The 17349-nt window shown below is 60.2% G+C and carries 10 protein-coding genes; all 10 read left to right on the top strand.

Features of this window, described 5'->3' with window-relative positions:
- The first annotated feature begins 211 nt into the window (after positions 1-211).
- The 10 genes from F7R06_RS07970 (at position 212) to F7R06_RS08015 (ending at position 17332) form a co-directional block, all read left to right on the top strand.
- Complete coding sequence (locus F7R06_RS07970) at positions 212-1771, top strand: sigma-54-dependent transcriptional regulator (RefSeq protein ID WP_090324334.1); 1560 nt, start codon at positions 212-214, stop codon at positions 1769-1771.
- A gap of 248 nt (positions 1772-2019) precedes the next feature.
- On the top strand, positions 2020-2760 hold the full coding sequence (locus tag F7R06_RS07975; protein WP_090324332.1) for a flagellar basal body rod protein FlgF: 741 nt from the start codon (positions 2020-2022) through the stop codon (positions 2758-2760).
- A gap of 45 nt (positions 2761-2805) precedes the next feature.
- A complete protein-coding gene (flgG, locus tag F7R06_RS07980) occupies positions 2806-3591 on the top strand; it encodes a flagellar basal-body rod protein FlgG (RefSeq protein WP_090324331.1) in 786 nt (261 codons plus the stop codon).
- A gap of 52 nt (positions 3592-3643) precedes the next feature.
- Positions 3644-4339: a flagellar basal body L-ring protein FlgH gene (flgH, locus tag F7R06_RS07985; RefSeq protein WP_090324329.1), complete on the top strand. Its 696-nt coding sequence runs from the start codon at positions 3644-3646 to the stop codon at positions 4337-4339.
- A gap of 18 nt (positions 4340-4357) precedes the next feature.
- Complete coding sequence (locus tag F7R06_RS07990) at positions 4358-5467, top strand: flagellar basal body P-ring protein FlgI (protein ID WP_090324327.1); 1110 nt, start codon at positions 4358-4360, stop codon at positions 5465-5467.
- A gap of 11 nt (positions 5468-5478) precedes the next feature.
- On the top strand, positions 5479-6768 hold the full coding sequence (gene flgJ / locus F7R06_RS07995) for a flagellar assembly peptidoglycan hydrolase FlgJ (RefSeq protein ID WP_090324326.1): 1290 nt from the start codon (positions 5479-5481) through the stop codon (positions 6766-6768).
- 10 nt (positions 6769-6778) lie between these two features.
- A complete protein-coding gene (gene flgK / locus F7R06_RS08000) occupies positions 6779-8824 on the top strand; it encodes a flagellar hook-associated protein FlgK (RefSeq protein WP_090324324.1) in 2046 nt (681 codons plus the stop codon).
- A 13-nt stretch (positions 8825-8837) separates the two neighbouring features.
- Positions 8838-10409 carry a flagellar hook-associated protein 3 gene (locus tag F7R06_RS08005; RefSeq protein WP_090324323.1) on the top strand — a complete coding sequence of 524 codons (1572 nt, stop codon included), beginning with the start codon at positions 8838-8840 and terminating at the stop codon, positions 10407-10409.
- Positions 10410-10524: 115 nt separating this feature from the next.
- Positions 10525-14118 carry a glycosyltransferase gene (locus F7R06_RS08010; protein ID WP_090324321.1) on the top strand — a complete coding sequence of 1198 codons (3594 nt, stop codon included), beginning with the start codon at positions 10525-10527 and terminating at the stop codon, positions 14116-14118.
- A gap of 289 nt (positions 14119-14407) precedes the next feature.
- Positions 14408-17332 (top strand): TIGR00180 family glycosyltransferase, encoded by a 2925-nt coding sequence (locus F7R06_RS08015; protein WP_090324319.1) that lies wholly within the window; start codon positions 14408-14410, stop codon positions 17330-17332.
- Positions 17333-17349: the final 17 nt, after the last annotated feature.

The raw sequence follows: 17349 nt of genomic DNA on the forward strand, positions 1-17349 counted from the left end.
AGGAAAAATCCGCAGAAAACGTAAAGTTTTCGTTACGTGTTGAGCGGCATCGCGCAGCTATTGAGATTTGCCGGTTTGAAAAGCGCTCCGGGTGTCACATAATCTTGACGACTATCTGTTGACCTTGGCAGAAATATCCGTCCGTGGCGCTGCAATTTCCCTGTGGATGCGCCGGCAATGACTTCATCCACCGTTTTTCCAGGCCTTTTATATGCGTATCAAAGTCCACTGCCAGAACCGCATTGGCATCCTGCGTGACATTCTCAACTTACTGGTGGAGTACGGGATCAACGTCGCTCGCGGGGAAGTGGGCGGCGAGCATGGCAACGCGATCTACCTGCATTGCCCGAACCTGATCAACATTCAGTTCCAGGCCTTGCGTCCGAAGTTCGAGGCGATTGCAGGGGTTTTCGGCGTCAAGCGCGTAGGGCTGATGCCCAGCGAGCGCCGGCACATGGAACTCAATGCCTTGCTCGGCGCGCTGGAATTTCCGGTGCTGTCGATCGACATGGGCGGCTCCATAGTCGCGGCCAACCGTGCAGCCGCACAGTTGCTGGGTGTGCGCGTCGATGAAGTGCCGGGGATACCGCTGTCGCGTTACGCCGAAGATTTCGATTTGCCGGAACTGGTACGCGCCAACAAATCGCGGATCAATGGGCTGCGGGTCAAGGTCAAGGGCGACGTGTTTCTGGCTGACATCGCGCCTCTGCAATCGGAGCATGACGACAGCGAAGCGATGGCCGGTGCGGTCTTGACGCTGCACCGCGCGGACCGGGTGGGTGAGCGCATCTATAACGTGCGCAAACAGGAGTTGCGTGGCTTCGACAGTATCTTTCAAAGCTCGAAAGTCATGGCAGCGGTGGTGCGTGAGGCACGGCGCATGGCGCCGCTCGACGCACCGCTATTGATAGAGGGCGAAACCGGCACCGGTAAGGAATTGCTGGCGCGTGCCTGTCATCTGGCCAGTCCTCGCGGTCAGTCGCCATTGATGGCGCTCAACTGCGCCGGTCTGCCGGAGTCCATGGCCGAGACGGAATTGTTCGGCTACGGCCCTGGTGCTTTCGAAGGTGCGCGGGCCGAAGGCAAGCTCGGCCTGTTGGAGCTGACGGCGGGCGGTACGCTGTTTCTCGATGGCGTTGGGGAAATGAGCCCGCGCTTGCAGGTGAAATTGCTGCGCTTCCTGCAGGACGGTTGCTTCCGTCGTGTAGGCAGTGATGAAGAGGTCTACCTCGATGTGCGAGTGATCTGTGCGACCCAGGTCGACCTGTCCGAGTTGTGCGCCCGTGGGGAATTTCGCCAGGACCTCTATCACCGCTTGAACGTGTTGTCGCTGCACATCCCGCCGCTGCGCGAATGCCTCGACGGTTTGACGCCGCTGGTGGAGCACTTCCTCGATCAGGCCAGTCGGCAGATCGGTTGCCCGCTGCCGAAACTGGCACCGACGGTCATGGAGCGACTCAGTCATTACCATTGGCCGGGCAACGTTCGCCAGCTTGAAAATGTGCTGTTCCAGGCGGTGTCCCTGTGCGACGGCGGTACCGTCAAGCCTGAACACATCCGTTTGCCTGATTACGGCGTGCGTCAGCCTCTTGGCGATTTTTCCCTCGATGGTGGCCTGGATGAAATTGTCGGGCGCTTCGAAAAGGCCGTGCTGGAGCGGCTGTACGCCGAGCATCCGAGCAGTCGGCAGTTGGGCAAGCGATTGGGGGTATCCCACACCACCATTGCCAACAAGCTGCGTGATTATGAGGTTGGCAAGGACAACGCCTGACCCTGTGGCGGGGGAGCAAGCTCCCTCGCCACAGGATGCTGTGCTGCTCCGACAGGTCAAGCATTGCCACCCACCGGCATAACACCGCCGGTTTTTCGTCTTTGATACAAATCCTTTCCGCCAACTCAATCCCTCAAGTCCTTTGTTTGCCGGGCCTCGTGCCGTCAAAAACAAGTTGGTCTGCAAATTGCTTATCGCTCAGCAGTACAGCAGTGGGCGGCAAACGTCCGGCAGGCAGAGGAAAGAGCGTGGACAAGTACCTTTATGTGGCAATGACCGGCGCCAGCCAGAATGCACTGGCGCAAAAGGCCCATGCCAACAACCTGGCGAACATCTCCACCAACGGCTTCCAGAAAGATCTGGAGCAGGCGCGTTCGATGCCGGTGTTCGGTGACAGCTTTCCGGCGCGTGCGTTTGCGATGTCCGAACGCCCGGCCACTGACTTCTCCCCGGGCGCCCTGGTGGAAACCGGTCGCGACCTCGATGTTGCCGTGCAAGGCAGCGGCTGGCTGGCAGTGCAGAACCCCGATGGCGGTGAAAGCTACGTGCGCACCGGCAGCCTGGTGGTTGACGCCCTGGGCGTGTTGCGGGCCGGCAACGGCATGCCGGTGATGGGCAATGGCGGGCCGATTGCCGTGCCGCCGCAGCAGCAGGTCGAAGTGGGCGAAGACGGCACCATCAGTATCCGTGCAATGGGCGAAGGCCCGCGCGTGATGGCCGAAGTCGACCGTATCAAGCTGGTCAACCCCGACATCAAGAACATGACCAAAGGCTTGGACGGTTCGATTCACACCAAGGACGGTCAGCCGGCGCAAGCCGATGCCAACGTCAAACTGGTGTCCGGGTTCCTCGAGTCGAGCAACGTCAACGCCGTGGAAGAAATGACCTCGGTACTGGCCTTGTCCAAGCAATTCGAACTGCACATCAAGATGATGAACACCGCCAAAGACGACGACCAGGCTATGGCTCGGGTCTTGCAGATCAGCTAATTATCAGAACGTCGCGCCGTAAAACAGGCGCACGAGGAGAATCGAATGCTTCCGGCTCTATGGGTTGCCAAAACCGGTCTGTCCGCCCAGGACACCAACCTGACCACCATTTCCAACAACCTGGCCAACGTGTCGACCACGGGTTTCAAGCGTGACCGTGCCGAATTCCAGGATCTGCTCTATCAGATCAAGCGTCAGCCGGGCGCCCAGTCGACCCAGGACAGCGAACTGCCGTCGGGCCTGCAACTGGGTACCGGTGTGCGTATCGTCGGTACCCAGAAGAACTTCACCGCTGGCAGCCTGCAAACCACCGAGCAGCCGCTGGACATGGCCATCGACGGTCGTGGCTTCTTCCAGATCCTGCAGCCGGACGGCACCACGGCCTACACCCGTGACGGTACCTTCCACCTCGACTCCAATGGCCAGATCGTCAACGCCAGCGGTTTCGCCCTGGAGCCGGCCATCGTCATCCCGAACAACGCCCAGAGCTTCACCGTCGGCACCGATGGCACGGTATCCATCACCGTGCCAGGCAACCCGGCCGCTCAGGTGATCGGCAACCTGCAAACCGCCGACTTCATCAACCCGACCGGTCTGCAGGCCGTTGGTAACAACCTGTTCCTGGAAACCGCCGCTTCCGGCGCGCCGCAAATCGGCACCCCGGGCCTGAACGGTTTCGGTACCACGCTGCAGAACACCCTGGAAGGTTCCAACGTCAGCACCGTTGAGGAGATGGTCAACATGATCACCACACAGCGTGCCTACGAGATGAACTCCAAGGTGATCTCCACCGCCGACCAGATGCTCTCGTTCGTAACGCAGAATCTGTAATCAAGTCTATGAGGCGGCCATGAGGCCGCCTGCAACACCGTGAGGAAGGGTCATGAATCGTTTCGTTTCTGTTCTGGCATTGACCGGGGTTACCGTGCTCGCGGGCTGCGTTCCGTCGACACCCAAGCCCAATGATCCCTACTACGCCCCGGTGTTGCCGCGTACGCCGCTGCCGGCTGCCGCGAACAACGGATCGATCTACCAGGCCGGTTTCGAACAGAACCTGTACAGCGACCGCAAGGCGTTCCGGATCGGTGACATCATCACCATCACCCTGAACGAGAAGACCCAGGCCAGCAAGAACGCCAACTCGCAGATCGACAAGAACAGCAAGACCGGCATCGGCCTGACGTCGCTGTTCGGCTCTACGCCCAATACCAACAACCCGTTCGGCAGTGGCGACCTGAGTCTGAACGCCAGCTATGAAGGCGACCGTGCGACCAAGGGTGACAGCAAGGCGGCACAGGGCAACACCCTGACCGGTTCGATCACCGTGACCGTCGCCGACGTGTTGCCCAACGGCATCATTGCCGTTCGAGGCGAGAAGTGGATGACCCTCAACACCGGCGACGAGCTGGTGCGGATTGCGGGCCTGGTGCGCGCTGACGACATCGCCACCGACAACACCGTTTCGTCGACCCGTGTCGCCGATGCGCGCATCACCTACTCGGGCACCGGTTCGTTTGCCGATGCGAGTCAGCCAGGCTGGTTCGACCGTTTCTTCCTCAGCCCGCTGTTCCCTTTCTAGGTGGCTTTCCAGTTGAGCATGTTGAACTTCAAACACCTCATGGTGGCCGCCGTTTTGTTGTCCGCGGCCTTCAACGCTCAAGCCGAGCGATTGAAGGACATCGCCAGTATTTCCGGCGTGCGTTCCAACCAGTTGATCGGTTACGGCCTGGTGGTCGGGCTCAATGGCACCGGCGACCAGACGACCCAGACGCCGTTCACCCTGCAGACCTTCAACAACATGCTGTCGCAGTTCGGTATCAAGGTGCCGCCGGGCTCGGGCAACGTGCAGTTGAAGAACGTCGCCGCGGTGTCAATCAGTGCTGAGCTGCCGGCGTTCGCCAAGCCGGGCCAGCAGATCGACATCACCGTTTCGTCCATCGGCAACTCCAAGAGCCTGCGTGGCGGTACCTTGCTGCTGACGCCGCTCAAGGGTATCGACGGCAACGTCTATGCCGTCGCTCAGGGCAACCTGGTGGTGGGTGGCTTCGATGCCGAGGGGCGTGACGGTTCGAAGATTACCGTCAACGTTCCGTCGGCCGGTCGCATCCCGGGCGGTGCTTCGGTAGAGCGGGCGGTGCCAAGCGGATTCAACCAGGGCAATAGCCTGACCCTGAACCTCAACCGTTCCGACTTCACCACGGCCAAGCGCGTCGTCGACAAGATCAACGACATGCTTGGCCCAGGTGTGGCTCAGGCCATCGACGGCGGTTCGATTCGCGTCAGCGCGCCACTGGACTCCAGCCAGCGCGTCGATTACCTGTCGATCCTGGAGAACCTTGAAATCGATCCGGGTCAGGCGGTGGCGAAAGTCATCATCAACTCCCGTACCGGCACCATCGTGATCGGTCAGAACGTCAAGGTTTCCCCGGCCGCCGTCACCCACGGCAGCCTGACCGTGACCATCACCGAAGACCCGATCGTCAGCCAGCCGGGGCCACTGTCCAATGGCACGACGGCCGTCGTGCCTCGCTCGAAGATCAACGCCCAGCAGGAAGCCAAGCCGATGTTCAAGTTCGGCCCGGGCACCACCCTCGACGAAATCGTGCGGGCGGTGAACCAGGTCGGCGCGGCACCGGGTGACTTGATGGCGATCCTCGAAGCACTCAAGCAGGCCGGCGCATTGCAAGCCGATCTGATCGTGATCTGAGGACGGCGCTCATGGATATGCGCAAGAGTGGTTTGGCCAGCAGCAGTGACTCAGGCTCCTATTCGGACCTCAATCGCCTGAACCAGCTCAAGGTCGGCGACAAGAACAGCGACGGCAACATGCGCAAGGTTGCGCAGGAGTTCGAGTCGCTGTTCCTCGGTGAAATGCTCAAGTCCATGCGCTCGGCCACCGAAGCGCTCGGTCAGGACAATCCGCTCAACACCCCGGCGGCCAAGCAATACCAGGAAATGTACGACCAGCAGTTGGCCGTTTCCATGTCCCGCGAGGGCGGTGGTATCGGTCTGGCGGACGTCCTGATGCGGCAGATGTCGAAGAACAAGCCGATGGCACCCGGTGAGGCGGCAGCCGCATCGGCCGCCAGGCAGGAAGCGGCAAAAGCTGCGGTGCAGACCCCGGTGGCTGCCGGTACCGTCGCACTCGGCGGGCCACTTTCGCGGGTCAATGGCCAGCGTCCATTGTGGGCCTCGCGGTCGGTGCACGCGCCGACGGGCGAGGGTACCCATCTCAATGACATGGCAATGATCAATCGGCGGCGCCTTGCATTACCACCGAAACTGGCTGATCGCTTGCTGGCGGGGCTGGTGCCCTCGGCAACGACCACGGCGGCGAGCGCGACCACGGCGCAGAACAAGATCCAGTTGCCACAGAACACGCGCAGCGGCTCCGGCCCGTTGTACAACGGCGACTGGCTCGCTGCGCAAGCGGATTCGACATCGAGCGGCGGCCTGCAGATTTACGGTCGTGCAATGGCGCAGATTCCTCTCGCACCGGCGAAAAAAGCCTTCAGCTCCGCCGACGAGTTCGTCAATACCATGCTGCCGATGGCCAAGGAAGCGGCCGCGCGCATCGGTGTCGACCCGCGTTACCTGGTGGCCCAGGCGGCGCTGGAAACCGGTTGGGGCAAATCGGTCATGCGCGCCCAGGATGGCAGCAGTAGCCACAACCTGTTCGGCATCAAGGCGGGCGATAGCTGGAAAGGTAATTCGGCGCGGGCCATCACCAGCGAATTCAGGAATGGCGAGATGGTCAAGGAAACGGCGCAGTTCCGTTCCTACGACTCTTACAAGGACAGCTTCCATGATCTTGTGACTTTGTTGCAAACCAACAATCGCTATCAAGATGTCGTGAAGTCGGCCGATAACCCAGAACAGTTTGTACGCGAGTTGCAAAAGGCCGGTTACGCAACCGACCCGGACTACGCAAGCAAGATTTCGCAGATAGCCAGGCAGATGACGAGTTACCAGAACTACGCTGCGGCGGGCGTTTCAACGAATTTATAAGGTCTGAACCATGAGTTTGCTCAATATCGGGATGTCGGGTCTGAGTGCAAGCCAGAGCGCGTTGGTGACCACGGGCAACAACATTTCCAACGTCGACACCGCCGGGTACTCGCGCCAGCAGACTGTGCAGGGCACCAAAGGCTCTATTCAGTACGGCAATGTGTTCATCGGTACCGGCACGACGCTGGCCGATGTGCGCCGGGTGTATAACTCCTATCTCGATTCGCAGCTGCGTACCGCCACTTCGCTCAACAGCGAAGCATCGGCCTACAGCGCTCAGGTCACACCGCTGGACGCCACGCTTTCCGACAACAACACCGGTTTGACCGGTGTGTTGCAGAACTTCTTCACCTCGATGCAGGGTGTTGCGACTTCGCCAACCGACGACACGTCCCGCCAGTCGGTGCTGACCGGTGCACAGGCGCTGTCCAGCCGCTTCAATTCGATTGCCAAGCAGTTGAACGACCAGAACACCAACCTCAATGGCAGCCTGTCTGACATGGCGGGCCAGGTGAACAAGCTGGCCACTTCGATTGCCAATCTCAACCAGAAAATCTCCGAGCTTTCCACCGGCAGCAGCCAGCCCAACGACCTGCTCGACTCGCGCAACGAAGCCGTGCGTCAGCTGTCCGAGCTGGTCGGTGCGCAGGTTGTCGAGCGCGGCACCAACTTCGACGTGTATGTCGGCAGCGGTCAGCCATTGGTCGTCGGCAATACCACCAACACCCTGCAAACCGTCCCGAGCAGCGATGATCCGTCGCGCATGGCGCTGCAGATGAACCGTGGCTCCAGCACCATCGACATCACCTCGGTGGTCAGCGGCGGTTCGATCGGTGGTCTGCTCAGCTACCGCAAGGACGTGCTTGACCCGTCGCTCAATGAGCTGGGGCGTGTGGCGCTGGTGGTGGCTGACCAGATGAACAGTCAGCAAGCGCAGGGCATCGACAAGAACGGTGATTTCGGCGCGGCGATTTTCAACAACATCAACAGTGCCGCCCTGGTCAGCCAGCGCAGCATTGCCCAGGCCGGCAACAGCGCCGGTTCCGGCAACCTCGATGTGACCATCAAGGACACTGGAAAGCTGACCACCAGCGACTATCAGGTAACGTTCACCAGCCCGACCGACTACACGGTCAAGCGCTCGGACGGCACCGACATGGGCGCCTTCAGCACCACGACCACACCGCCTCCGGTGATCGACGGCTTCACCCTGAACCTCAACGGTGGCGCGCTCAGCGCCGGCGATTCGTTCAAGGTGACACCGACCCGTGGCGCGGCAGCCAGCATCCAGACCGTGCTCACCGACCCGAAAAAAATCGCCGCGGCTGCACCCTTGACCGGCAATGCCAGCGCCAATAACAGCGGTACCTACACTCAGCCGGCACTGACCAGTACCCTCGATATCTACAACCCGGCGGCCCAGGCGGAAATGCAGACCGCGCTCAAGTACTCGACGCCGGTCAAGCTGGTTTTCGGTGCCGCGAGCGGTGGCAGCCAGAGCTACAACCTGGTCGATGCCAAGGGCAATTCGATCAGTACCGGCACCATTGTTCCGGGTCAGAGCAACACCCTGAACCTGAACGTGGGGATGGTCGATGGCACGGGTGCTCCGATCATGGACAACAGTGTCGTTCCTGCGGTGCAGAAGACCTTCACCGTGCAGACCACGGTCGGCGGCACACCGGCCAGCGGCGAAAGCTTCACGATCAACCTGACCGGCGCCGCGTCTTCGGATAACCGCAACGCGCAATCCCTGGTGGGGCTGCAAACCAAACAGACCGTCGATACCGGCTCGGCGAGCAAGGGCATCAGCCTGACCGACGCGTACGGCAAGCTGGTGACCAACGTCGGCACCAAGGCCGCCCAGGGCAAGTCTGACGGCGACGCCACTGCGGCGATCCTGACCAACGCCAAAGGTGCCCGTGATTCGGTGTCCGGGGTGAACCTGGATGAAGAAAGCGGCAACCTGGTCAAATACCAGCAGTACTACACCGCCTCTTCGCAGATCATCAAAGCTGCGCAGGAAATTTTCAGCACGCTGATCAACAGCCTTTAAGGAGTCGTAATTCATGCGCATTTCTACCGCCCAGTATTACGAAACCACCGCTGCCAACTATCAGAGCAACTACAGCAAGGCCATCGCGACCAGCAATGAAGCCAGCAGCCTGACTCGCATCAACACCGCCGCCGATGATCCGATCGGTGCCGGGCGCTTGCTGAGCCTTGGCCAGCAGAGTGCGGCGCTGAATCAGTACGGCACTAACATCGACAGCACCAAGAGTGCCTTGAGCCTGCAGGAAACCACGCTGACCTCCATTGGCAACGCGTTGCAACGCGCCAAGGAGCTCGCCCTGGCTGCCAGCAACGGCACGGCTACTGACGCCGACCGCAAGGCCTATGCGTCGGAAATGGGCCAGATCCAGCAGCAAGTAATGGGCCTGATGAACTCCAAGGACTCGGCGGGCAACTATCTGTTCTCCGGTTCGAAAACCGACACCGCGCCTTATTTGCAGAACTCGGACGGCACCTTTACCTACAACGGTGACCAGACCAGCATCAACCTGGGCATTGGCGACGGCATGACGGTGGCGACCAACACCACCGGTTGGGATGCTTTCCAGCAGGCCATCAACACCAGCCGCACCCAGACCACCATGACCGCTCCAGCGGTGGATGACGGTCGGGTGGTGCTGTCCAACGGTACGATCGGCACCAGTTCCACCTACAACGCCAAGTTCGCCGGCGGCCAGCCCTACACCGTCAACTTTCTCAGCAGCACCCAGTTGCAGATCACTGATGCGCTGGGTAATGACGTGACGGCCGAAGCCAGCCAGAACGGTGTCATCAGCAATGCCAACGGTGCCAACCAGACGGTGAGTTTCCGTGGCGTTGACCTGAAGCTGAACATCAACCTCAAGTCCACTGACACCAACCCGGATGCGGTAATCGCCGGCCACAGCTTCCAGTTGGCGGCCACGCCTGACAGCTTCAATGCTTCGCGCAGTCCTGGAAACACCTCGACCGCGGTCATCACCGGTTCCAGCGTGACCAACCAGGCGGCTTACACCAACGCCTTCCCGTCGGGCGGTGCAGTGCTCAAGTTCACCAGTGCCACGGCCTTTGACCTGTACGCCGCACCGATCACCGCCGACAGCCGGCCGGTCTCCTCGGGCACCGTCTCGGGTGGCAATGCCACTGCAGCGGGCGTGACCTTTGCCTTGGGCGGCGGCGCTCCGGCCTCCGGTGACCAGTTCCTGATCCAGAACAACGATCATCAAACCCAGAACGTGCTCGACACCCTGGGCCACATGGTGACCGCGCTGAATACGCCGATCGACGGCAACCCGGTGGCCAAGCAGAATTTTCTCGGCGCCATGGAATCCGGCCTCGGCAACATCGACAGCGCGGTCAACCAGATCGGCTCGGCCGTTACCTCGATCGGTGCCCGCGGCCAGTCGCTGGATAATCAGTCCGCGACCAACGAGAGCCTGACCCAGGCGAACGCCACGAGCCAGTCGTCGATCCGTGACTCGGACCCGGCGGAAGTCATGACTCGCCTGACCTTGCAACAGACCATGTTGCAGGCTGCGCAGTTGGCGTTCAGCAAGATTTCTCAACTGGGTCTGTTCAACAAGATCTGATGGTGGTCGGGCGCTCAGGCGCCCGTCTGCCTTGTCCCTTCAGTATTGATCGTCTTTTTTGCGGTATTCGAGGGCTCGCTTTTCAGGGCGGGCTCGCGCCGCCTGTGAGCCCGCCGTGAATTCACTCCCCCTTGTCAGCCTGGTCATTCCCGCCTTCAATCCACGCTTTTTCGGTCGCGCCTTGCACACGGCCGTGAGTCAGAGCTATGGCCATCTGGAAATCATTGTTTGCGATGACAGTCGCGGTCATGAGATCGAAGACATCGTCAACTCGGTGATCGAGCAGGGCGCACGCATACGTTATGTGCGCAATGCACAAACCCTGGGGTTGGTCGGCAATCTGCAAGCTTGCCTGGAGCAGGCACAAGGCGAGTTCATCAAGTTTCTGTGTGACGACGATCAGCTGTTTTCCGCCTGTATCGAGCGTCAGGCCCAAGTGCTTATCGATTGTGCCGACGTCAATCTGGTGGTCGCCCAACGACTGTTCTGGGATGCCGACGACATGCCGCTGCCTTCACGCCTGGAAAACACCCCGCTGTCTCCGGTGGGCGGGGTGTTCAAAGGCGATGACCTGCTGGCGATATTCGAAAACTTCCCGGTCAATATCCTCGGGGGCTTCAGCAACGCGCTGTTCCGTCGGGCAGATCTGCTTGAACTGTTCCCGGCATTGACCCAGCCCGGTCATTGCTTTGTTGCGACGCTCGATTTTGCCTTGTACGTCTGCCTGATGCGACGGGGCAATATGGCGGTTTCCAATCATGTGCTCGGCGTCGAACGCCTGTATCCGGAGCGTTTGAGCAGCCAGCAATCAATGAAGGATGCGGCCGAAATCGAGCGGCAATGGCTGTCGCAGATGCTCAAGGCGCGTAGCGGCGAATCGGCGCCGGCTCCAGGCTGGGTGCGCTACCTGCCGCTGACCAGGGTCGACGAGTCACCACGGGTCTGGGAAGAGTTGCCGTTGAGCCGGACCCTGGGCACAAAGCAGACCACCCAGGGTTGGCATGTGGGTATTGACAGTGTCAGTTTCTCCCAGCTCTACGCTCAATGGCTGGAGTGCCGGCATCTGACTGACGGCCAGCGCAACCTGCTGCCAGACACGCTGGCAGCCTGGCCCAAAGTGCCGAAAATCGTTCCGGTCATCATTGATGAGGACGGCAGCCGTTCGGCGCTGGAGATCACGCTGCAGTCGCTCGCCGCGCAGGACTACCCGCCTGAGCTGACCGTGGTTCTGTCGACGTCCTGCACGCGGGTCGAACTGGAGGAGCGGGTTTTCCGCGTGCCGCTGCAAGACGACTGGCAGCAGCAGGTCAACGAGTTGTTGTCGCAACTGGAAGGCGCCGACTGGTTCTATCTATTGCGTGCCGGTGATCGACTGGTTGTGCCGGCTTTGTTGGTGATGGCCGAGCGAATTGCCCTCACGCCGGCAATGACATGCCTGTACAGCGACGAAGGTGGGCTGTACCAGGGTGAATCCGCAGAGCCTGCGTTCAAGCCCGATTTCAACCTCGACCTGATGCGCAGCTACCCCTATGTCGGACGCGCCCTGGCGTTTGAGCGTGAGCGTTTCCTGGCCGTGGGCGGCTTCAATTCCCGGTTCGCCGAGCTGGCGCCTCACGATGTGCTGTGGCGTATGGTCGAAGATGACGGCACGCAGGTGGTCGGCCATATTGCCGAAGTTTTGCTGGAGTCCACCCTGGATCTGACCAAATGGCTGTCGCAGCCGCAAGTGCTTGACGCCAACCCGCTGTTGCTCGAAGCACACCTGCAGCGCCTGGGCCTTGCCCATGAGATTCGCCCAGGCAGTTCGATGATACTCAATCGTGTCGATTACCTTCATGGCGAACGTCCGCTGGTCTCGATCGTCATCGTCAGCAAAGACCAGACGCTTGCCTTGCAGCGTTGCGTCGAGAGCCTGCTCGAGAAAACGGCCTACAGCGAATACGAGTTGTTGTTGGTGGACAATGGCAGTGAAGGCGGGGAGGCGCGCACCTGGTTCGACGGCATGGCGCAGTTGGGCAGCGAGCGGATTCGAGTACTGAGACTGGAGCAGCAGCGCAGTGCGGCGCAGGCGCGCAATTTTGCCGTGAGTCAGGCCGCTGGCGATTATGTCCTGATGCTCAACCCGTACGCCATCATCACTCAGGGCGACTGGCTTGCCGAGCTGTTAAATCACGCGCAGCGCCCAGAAGTCGGCGTGGTCGGGGCCAAGTTGTTCAACCCCGATGGCCGAGTGCTGCATGCGGGTTTGATCCTGGGTTTGCAGGGGCCGGCCGGGGTACCTTTCTTTGGCGAGTCGATGCAGGCAGCGGGTCACATGTTCCGCTTGCAGGCGGCTCACGATTTGAGCGCCGTGGGCGGTGATTGCCTGATGGTGCGCAAGGCGGTTTATGAAACCGTCGGCGGCTTGGATGAGCAGGGCCTGGCGCATTCCCTGAGCGAGGTTGATCTGTGCCTGCGCATCGGCCAGGAAGGTTATCTGGTTGTCTGGACGCCATACGCCCAACTGGCTTTGGGCGCACAACCGGTCGTGGCGGCGCAGGAAGGTGATCAGGCTCGCAGCGATCAGGAACAGGAGGCTTTCTATAAGCGCTGGCTGCCGATCGTTGCCCGGGATCCGGCCTACAACGCCAATCTGGCACTGCAGGGCGTGGGCAGTGCCAGCTTCAGTCTTGAACCAGGTCTGCGTTCCGGCTGGAGTCCGTTTTCCAAGGCTCAACTGCCTAAAATTCTCGCGCTGCCCGTCAATGCCTCGGCAATCGGTCACTATCGGGTGACTCAACCGTTGATCGAGCTGGAGGCTGCAGGCAGGGCGCAGGGGCGCATTCACTACAATCTGCCGACCATCATTGAAGTCGAGCGTTATTCGCCTGATGTGATCATCTTGCAGGGTCGCTATTCGGAAGGGCCAATCAACGAAATTCCGAGCCTGCAAAAATACTCCAGCGCGCGACGCATCTACGAGCTGGACGACTTCGTGATCAATGTGCCTCATCGCAATGCCCATATCCGCAACATGCCGGGCAAGGACGAGATGGAGAAACTGGTCCGTCGCGCCATCGGCATGTGCGATCGCGTGGTGGTTTCCACCGAGGCGCTGGGCAACGCATTGTCGGACATGCATCACGACATCCGCGTAGTGCCGAACATGTTGGCGGCTCACATGTGGACCAATTTGCGCAACCGGCGCCGTACCTCGAAAAAGCCGCGGGTCGGTTGGGGGGGCGGCACCAGTCACCACGGTGATCTGGCGGTCATCGCCGATGTGGTCCGTGAGTTGGCCAATGAAGTCGACTGGGTGTTCTTCGGCATGTGTCCGGATGATCTGCGTCCATACATGCATGAGTTCCACGGGGTGATCGGGTTGGACGTCTACCCGGCCAAGCTGGCCAGCCTGAATCTGGACCTGGCCCTGGCGCCACTGGAGTTCCACATCTTCAACGACTGCAAGAGCAACCTGCGCTTGTTGGAGTATGGCGCTTGCGGCTACCCGGTGATCTGCACCGACACTCAAGCCTATAGCGGCTACTTGCCGTGCACCCGCATCAAAACCAATTCCACGGACGAATGGCTGCAAGCCATTCGCATGCACCTGGCCGATCCGGACGCCAGCTATCGCATGGGCGATGAGTTGCGCGAGGCGGTGTTGCGCGACTACGTGCTTCGCGGGGATAACCTGCGGTACTGGGAGCATGGTTGGTTGGCGGACTGACAAGAAGCCGTGTTTAACAGTCAAGCGGCAGCTACGACAGACTTTCCCGTTTCGGGCAATTCGAGATGGCGCGCTTCCTGCACGGCCCCCCAATATCGCCATAAAACGTGCATTTTTCGGCGCGGCCAGAAGGCTGTGCGCTTGGCTTGAATCGTTGCACTTCAGGTTCGAGCCAATTCTCTGGCACATCAATGGACGCCGAGTGGGGCAAGGGTCACCACGCCGTCGTTATGGCAAAAAACTTCATTGTTAAGTTCATCGGGCGATTCGCCGATTCTGGGGACACGTTATGCAAGGCAAGTACGGCTCTGAACACGCTTTACCATTGAGCGAGCAGTTGACGGTGTTGGTAATCACCCATAACAGACCCGCATTCTTGCGCAGGGCGTTGCAGTTCTACTGTCCCTTGCCTTGCCGGATCATTGTATTGGACTCCTCGCCCCAGGCCAGCGAGGGCATTGCCGACACTTTTCCGAGCGTCGAGTATCTGCACCTACCACAGTTTGGCTACTGGGATGCCCAGGCGAAGGTCGTCTACGGTATCGATCAGGTCACCACACCCTATGTCGTGTTTGCCGCCGACGATGACTTCCTCGTGCATGAGTCAGTGAAAGAGTCGGTGGCGTTTCTGGAGGCGAACCAGGACTATGGCATGTGCCATGGTTACTGCCTGATGTACATGTCGCTGGGGGGGGGCGTGACCTACTACCGCCGCGACAAGAAAGTCTGCGAAGACTATTCGTCCGAGCGAGCTCAAGACCGTGTGCTGGACTTCATGGGCCAGTTCATTCCGCCCTTTTATGCCGTTCACCGTACCTCGCTGTTTCGCGACTGGTATGCGGCCATGCCCCATGACGCGAAGTTCGAGTGGCAGGAAATCGGCCACTCGTACTACATGCTGGCCCGGGCCAAGGCGCGGATTCTGCCGATACCGTACGTGGTGCGTGAGATCAACTACATGCAGTCGGAGCACAAGACCGATGTGTATGAGTCGCTCTCGTTCACCGATGCCAAATCGGTGGCTGAGCGTGAGGCTTTTGCCGAGTTCCTGGCGGCGTTGCCCACCGGGATTGTTGATCTGGAGCCGGAGCAGGGCAAACAATTCGCGCTCCAGTGTTTCGAAGCGATGGCCGAAAGCTTGAGAACGGGAAAGGCGCTGGTGCTCGAAAAGATTTTCGAGTCCTACTGGAACAGCGACCTTAAAGTGCCGGAGCGACGTTTCTCGTCCAAGCAGTACGTCGAAATGCCCTTTTATAACCAGACCTTTTTCGATCAGTTGACCCACATCGAGTTTCTGCTCCATGGGATGCCGGCGGGTCGTGTTCAGCTACAGCAGCTTGAAGGGATGTGGGCCCTTCAGCACGACTTGATGCGTGCACGCAACAACGATACACCTGAGAGTGTCGTCGACCGTCTGTGGAGTGCCCACGATATCAATATATTCAACCAGCACCTGATCCAGTGCCTGGTGGAAAAGTTGCAAGGTCTTGGCGAGGAAGAAGATGCGCAAAAGATGCTCGCCTGGGCCGAGCGTCTGGATACGCTCCCGCCTCAGCTCATCCGCCAGACATTTGATTCCACGCTATCCGGGCGTTTGCTCAAGTGGCTGGAGGCGCGAGAGCCGGATGCCGGGCAACGAGAGGCAATCGCCCAGCATCTGGCGGCCCATCACGGCGGCCCTCAGTTCGGCATCCTGATCCTGGACCTGGAGAACGATATCGGCAAATTGCAGGTGACCCTCGACAGTCTTCTGGAGGGGTACTGCAAGGCGTTCAAGATCGTGGTCTTCACCACCGGCGAACCGTTGGCGGCGACGACGGCGCAAAACACCCTGCACTTTGTCCGGGTCACCCAGGGCAATTACGTCGACAAACTCAATCAGGTAGCTCGGCAGTCGACCTGCGACTGGTTGTTGCTGGCAGAAGTGGATGACGAATTCACCGCAAGTGGTCTGTTGCGAGCGAGCCTGGAACTGTTGGAGGCGCCGCATTGCCGAGCGGTGGCGACAGATGAAATCCAGCGTCAGGCCAGTGGCTCACTGGTGGATGTGTTCCGACCGGGCTTCAACCTGGACCTGCTGCAAAGTTTCCCGGCGTTGATGTCACGCCATTGGCTGATACGCCGTGAGGTGCTGCTGGAAGCTGGCGGTTATTCCGCGGACTTCAGTAAGGCGCTGGAGTTCGACTTGCTGCTGCGCATCATCGAGCAGGGCGGCCTCAACGGGCTGGCTCACCTGGACGAGCCGCTATTGATTGCCCGGGCACCGGTACTGGAAGAAAATGCCGATGAGCGCCTGACGTTAATGCGCCACCTGGGCAATCGTGGCTACAAGGCCAAGATCACTTCGGCCCAGCCTGGCACTTATCAGATCGACTACCGACACACCGAGCGCCCGCTGGTTTCGATCGTCGTGCCCGCCGGTGACGATCTGCCGGCCTTGCAACAATGCCTGCAAGGCGTATTGCTGCGTACCCGTTACAACCAGTATGAAGTCGTTGTTGCGGTCAATCAGAATCAGTCGGCTGAGGTCAACGACTGGCTCGGTACTTATCAGCATCCGAAAGTCAGCATTCTGCGTACTGACAAGCTCATGAGCGTTCCCGCGCTGTACAACGCCGCCAGTCAGCAGGCCCAGGGCGAATACCTGGTGCTGCTGGCCGCCGACAGTGAAGTGGTCAACCCGAACTGGCTTGAGTCGCTGCTCAATCACGCCCAGCGTCCGGAAGTCGGGGTGGTCGGTCCCAAGTTGATCGACCGTGATGGCAAGGTCACCCAAGCCGGCCTGATTCTGGGCATGAACGGTGGGGTTGGCTCGGCCTTTGTCGGTGAGAAGCACGATGCCAATGGCTACATGCACCGGCTGGCTCTGGAGCAGAACTATTCGGCCGTGTCGAAGGTTTGCCTGATGATCGGTAAAGCGTTGTTCACCGACCTGGGTGGTCTGGACAGCTCGACCTTCGCTGAAGGTTTCAGCGATGTCGATCTGTGCCTCAAGGCAGGCCAGGCCGGCTACCTCACCGTCTGGACGCCGCTGGTTCAAGTCATTCATCAGGGTGAAATGCCGCAGGCGCCGAACGCCCTTGATGCGCTGCGTGAAAAATGGGCTGCCGCCTTCGCTCAGGACCAGGCCTACAACGCCAATCTGGCCTTGAGCGGCAAAGGGTTCTCCCTGGGTGAGAGCGCCCCGGTGGACTGGGCGCAGTTGCTCGCATAAGCCTGGCGGACAGGTAT

The organism is Pseudomonas moorei, assembly GCF_008801475.1.
In the GTDB taxonomy this organism is placed as follows: Bacteria; Pseudomonadota; Gammaproteobacteria; order Pseudomonadales; family Pseudomonadaceae; genus Aquipseudomonas; species Aquipseudomonas moorei.

What these genes read in the sequence shown, in the direction of transcription:
- F7R06_RS08005 (WP_090324323.1), top strand. Translation starts at nt 8,838, where the DNA reads ATGCGCATTTCTACCGCCCAGTATTACGAAACCACCGCTGCCAACTAT.
- F7R06_RS07990 (WP_090324327.1), top strand. Translation starts at nt 4,358, where the DNA reads ATGTTGAACTTCAAACACCTCATGGTGGCCGCCGTTTTGTTGTCCGCG.
- flgH (WP_090324329.1), top strand. Translation starts at nt 3,644, where the DNA reads ATGAATCGTTTCGTTTCTGTTCTGGCATTGACCGGGGTTACCGTGCTC.
- F7R06_RS08015 (WP_090324319.1), top strand. Translation starts at nt 14,408, where the DNA reads ATGCAAGGCAAGTACGGCTCTGAACACGCTTTACCATTGAGCGAGCAG.
- flgG (WP_090324331.1), top strand. Translation starts at nt 2,806, where the DNA reads ATGCTTCCGGCTCTATGGGTTGCCAAAACCGGTCTGTCCGCCCAGGAC.
- F7R06_RS07970 (WP_090324334.1), top strand. Translation starts at nt 212, where the DNA reads ATGCGTATCAAAGTCCACTGCCAGAACCGCATTGGCATCCTGCGTGAC.
- flgJ (WP_090324326.1), top strand. Translation starts at nt 5,479, where the DNA reads ATGGATATGCGCAAGAGTGGTTTGGCCAGCAGCAGTGACTCAGGCTCC.
- flgK (WP_090324324.1), top strand. Translation starts at nt 6,779, where the DNA reads ATGAGTTTGCTCAATATCGGGATGTCGGGTCTGAGTGCAAGCCAGAGC.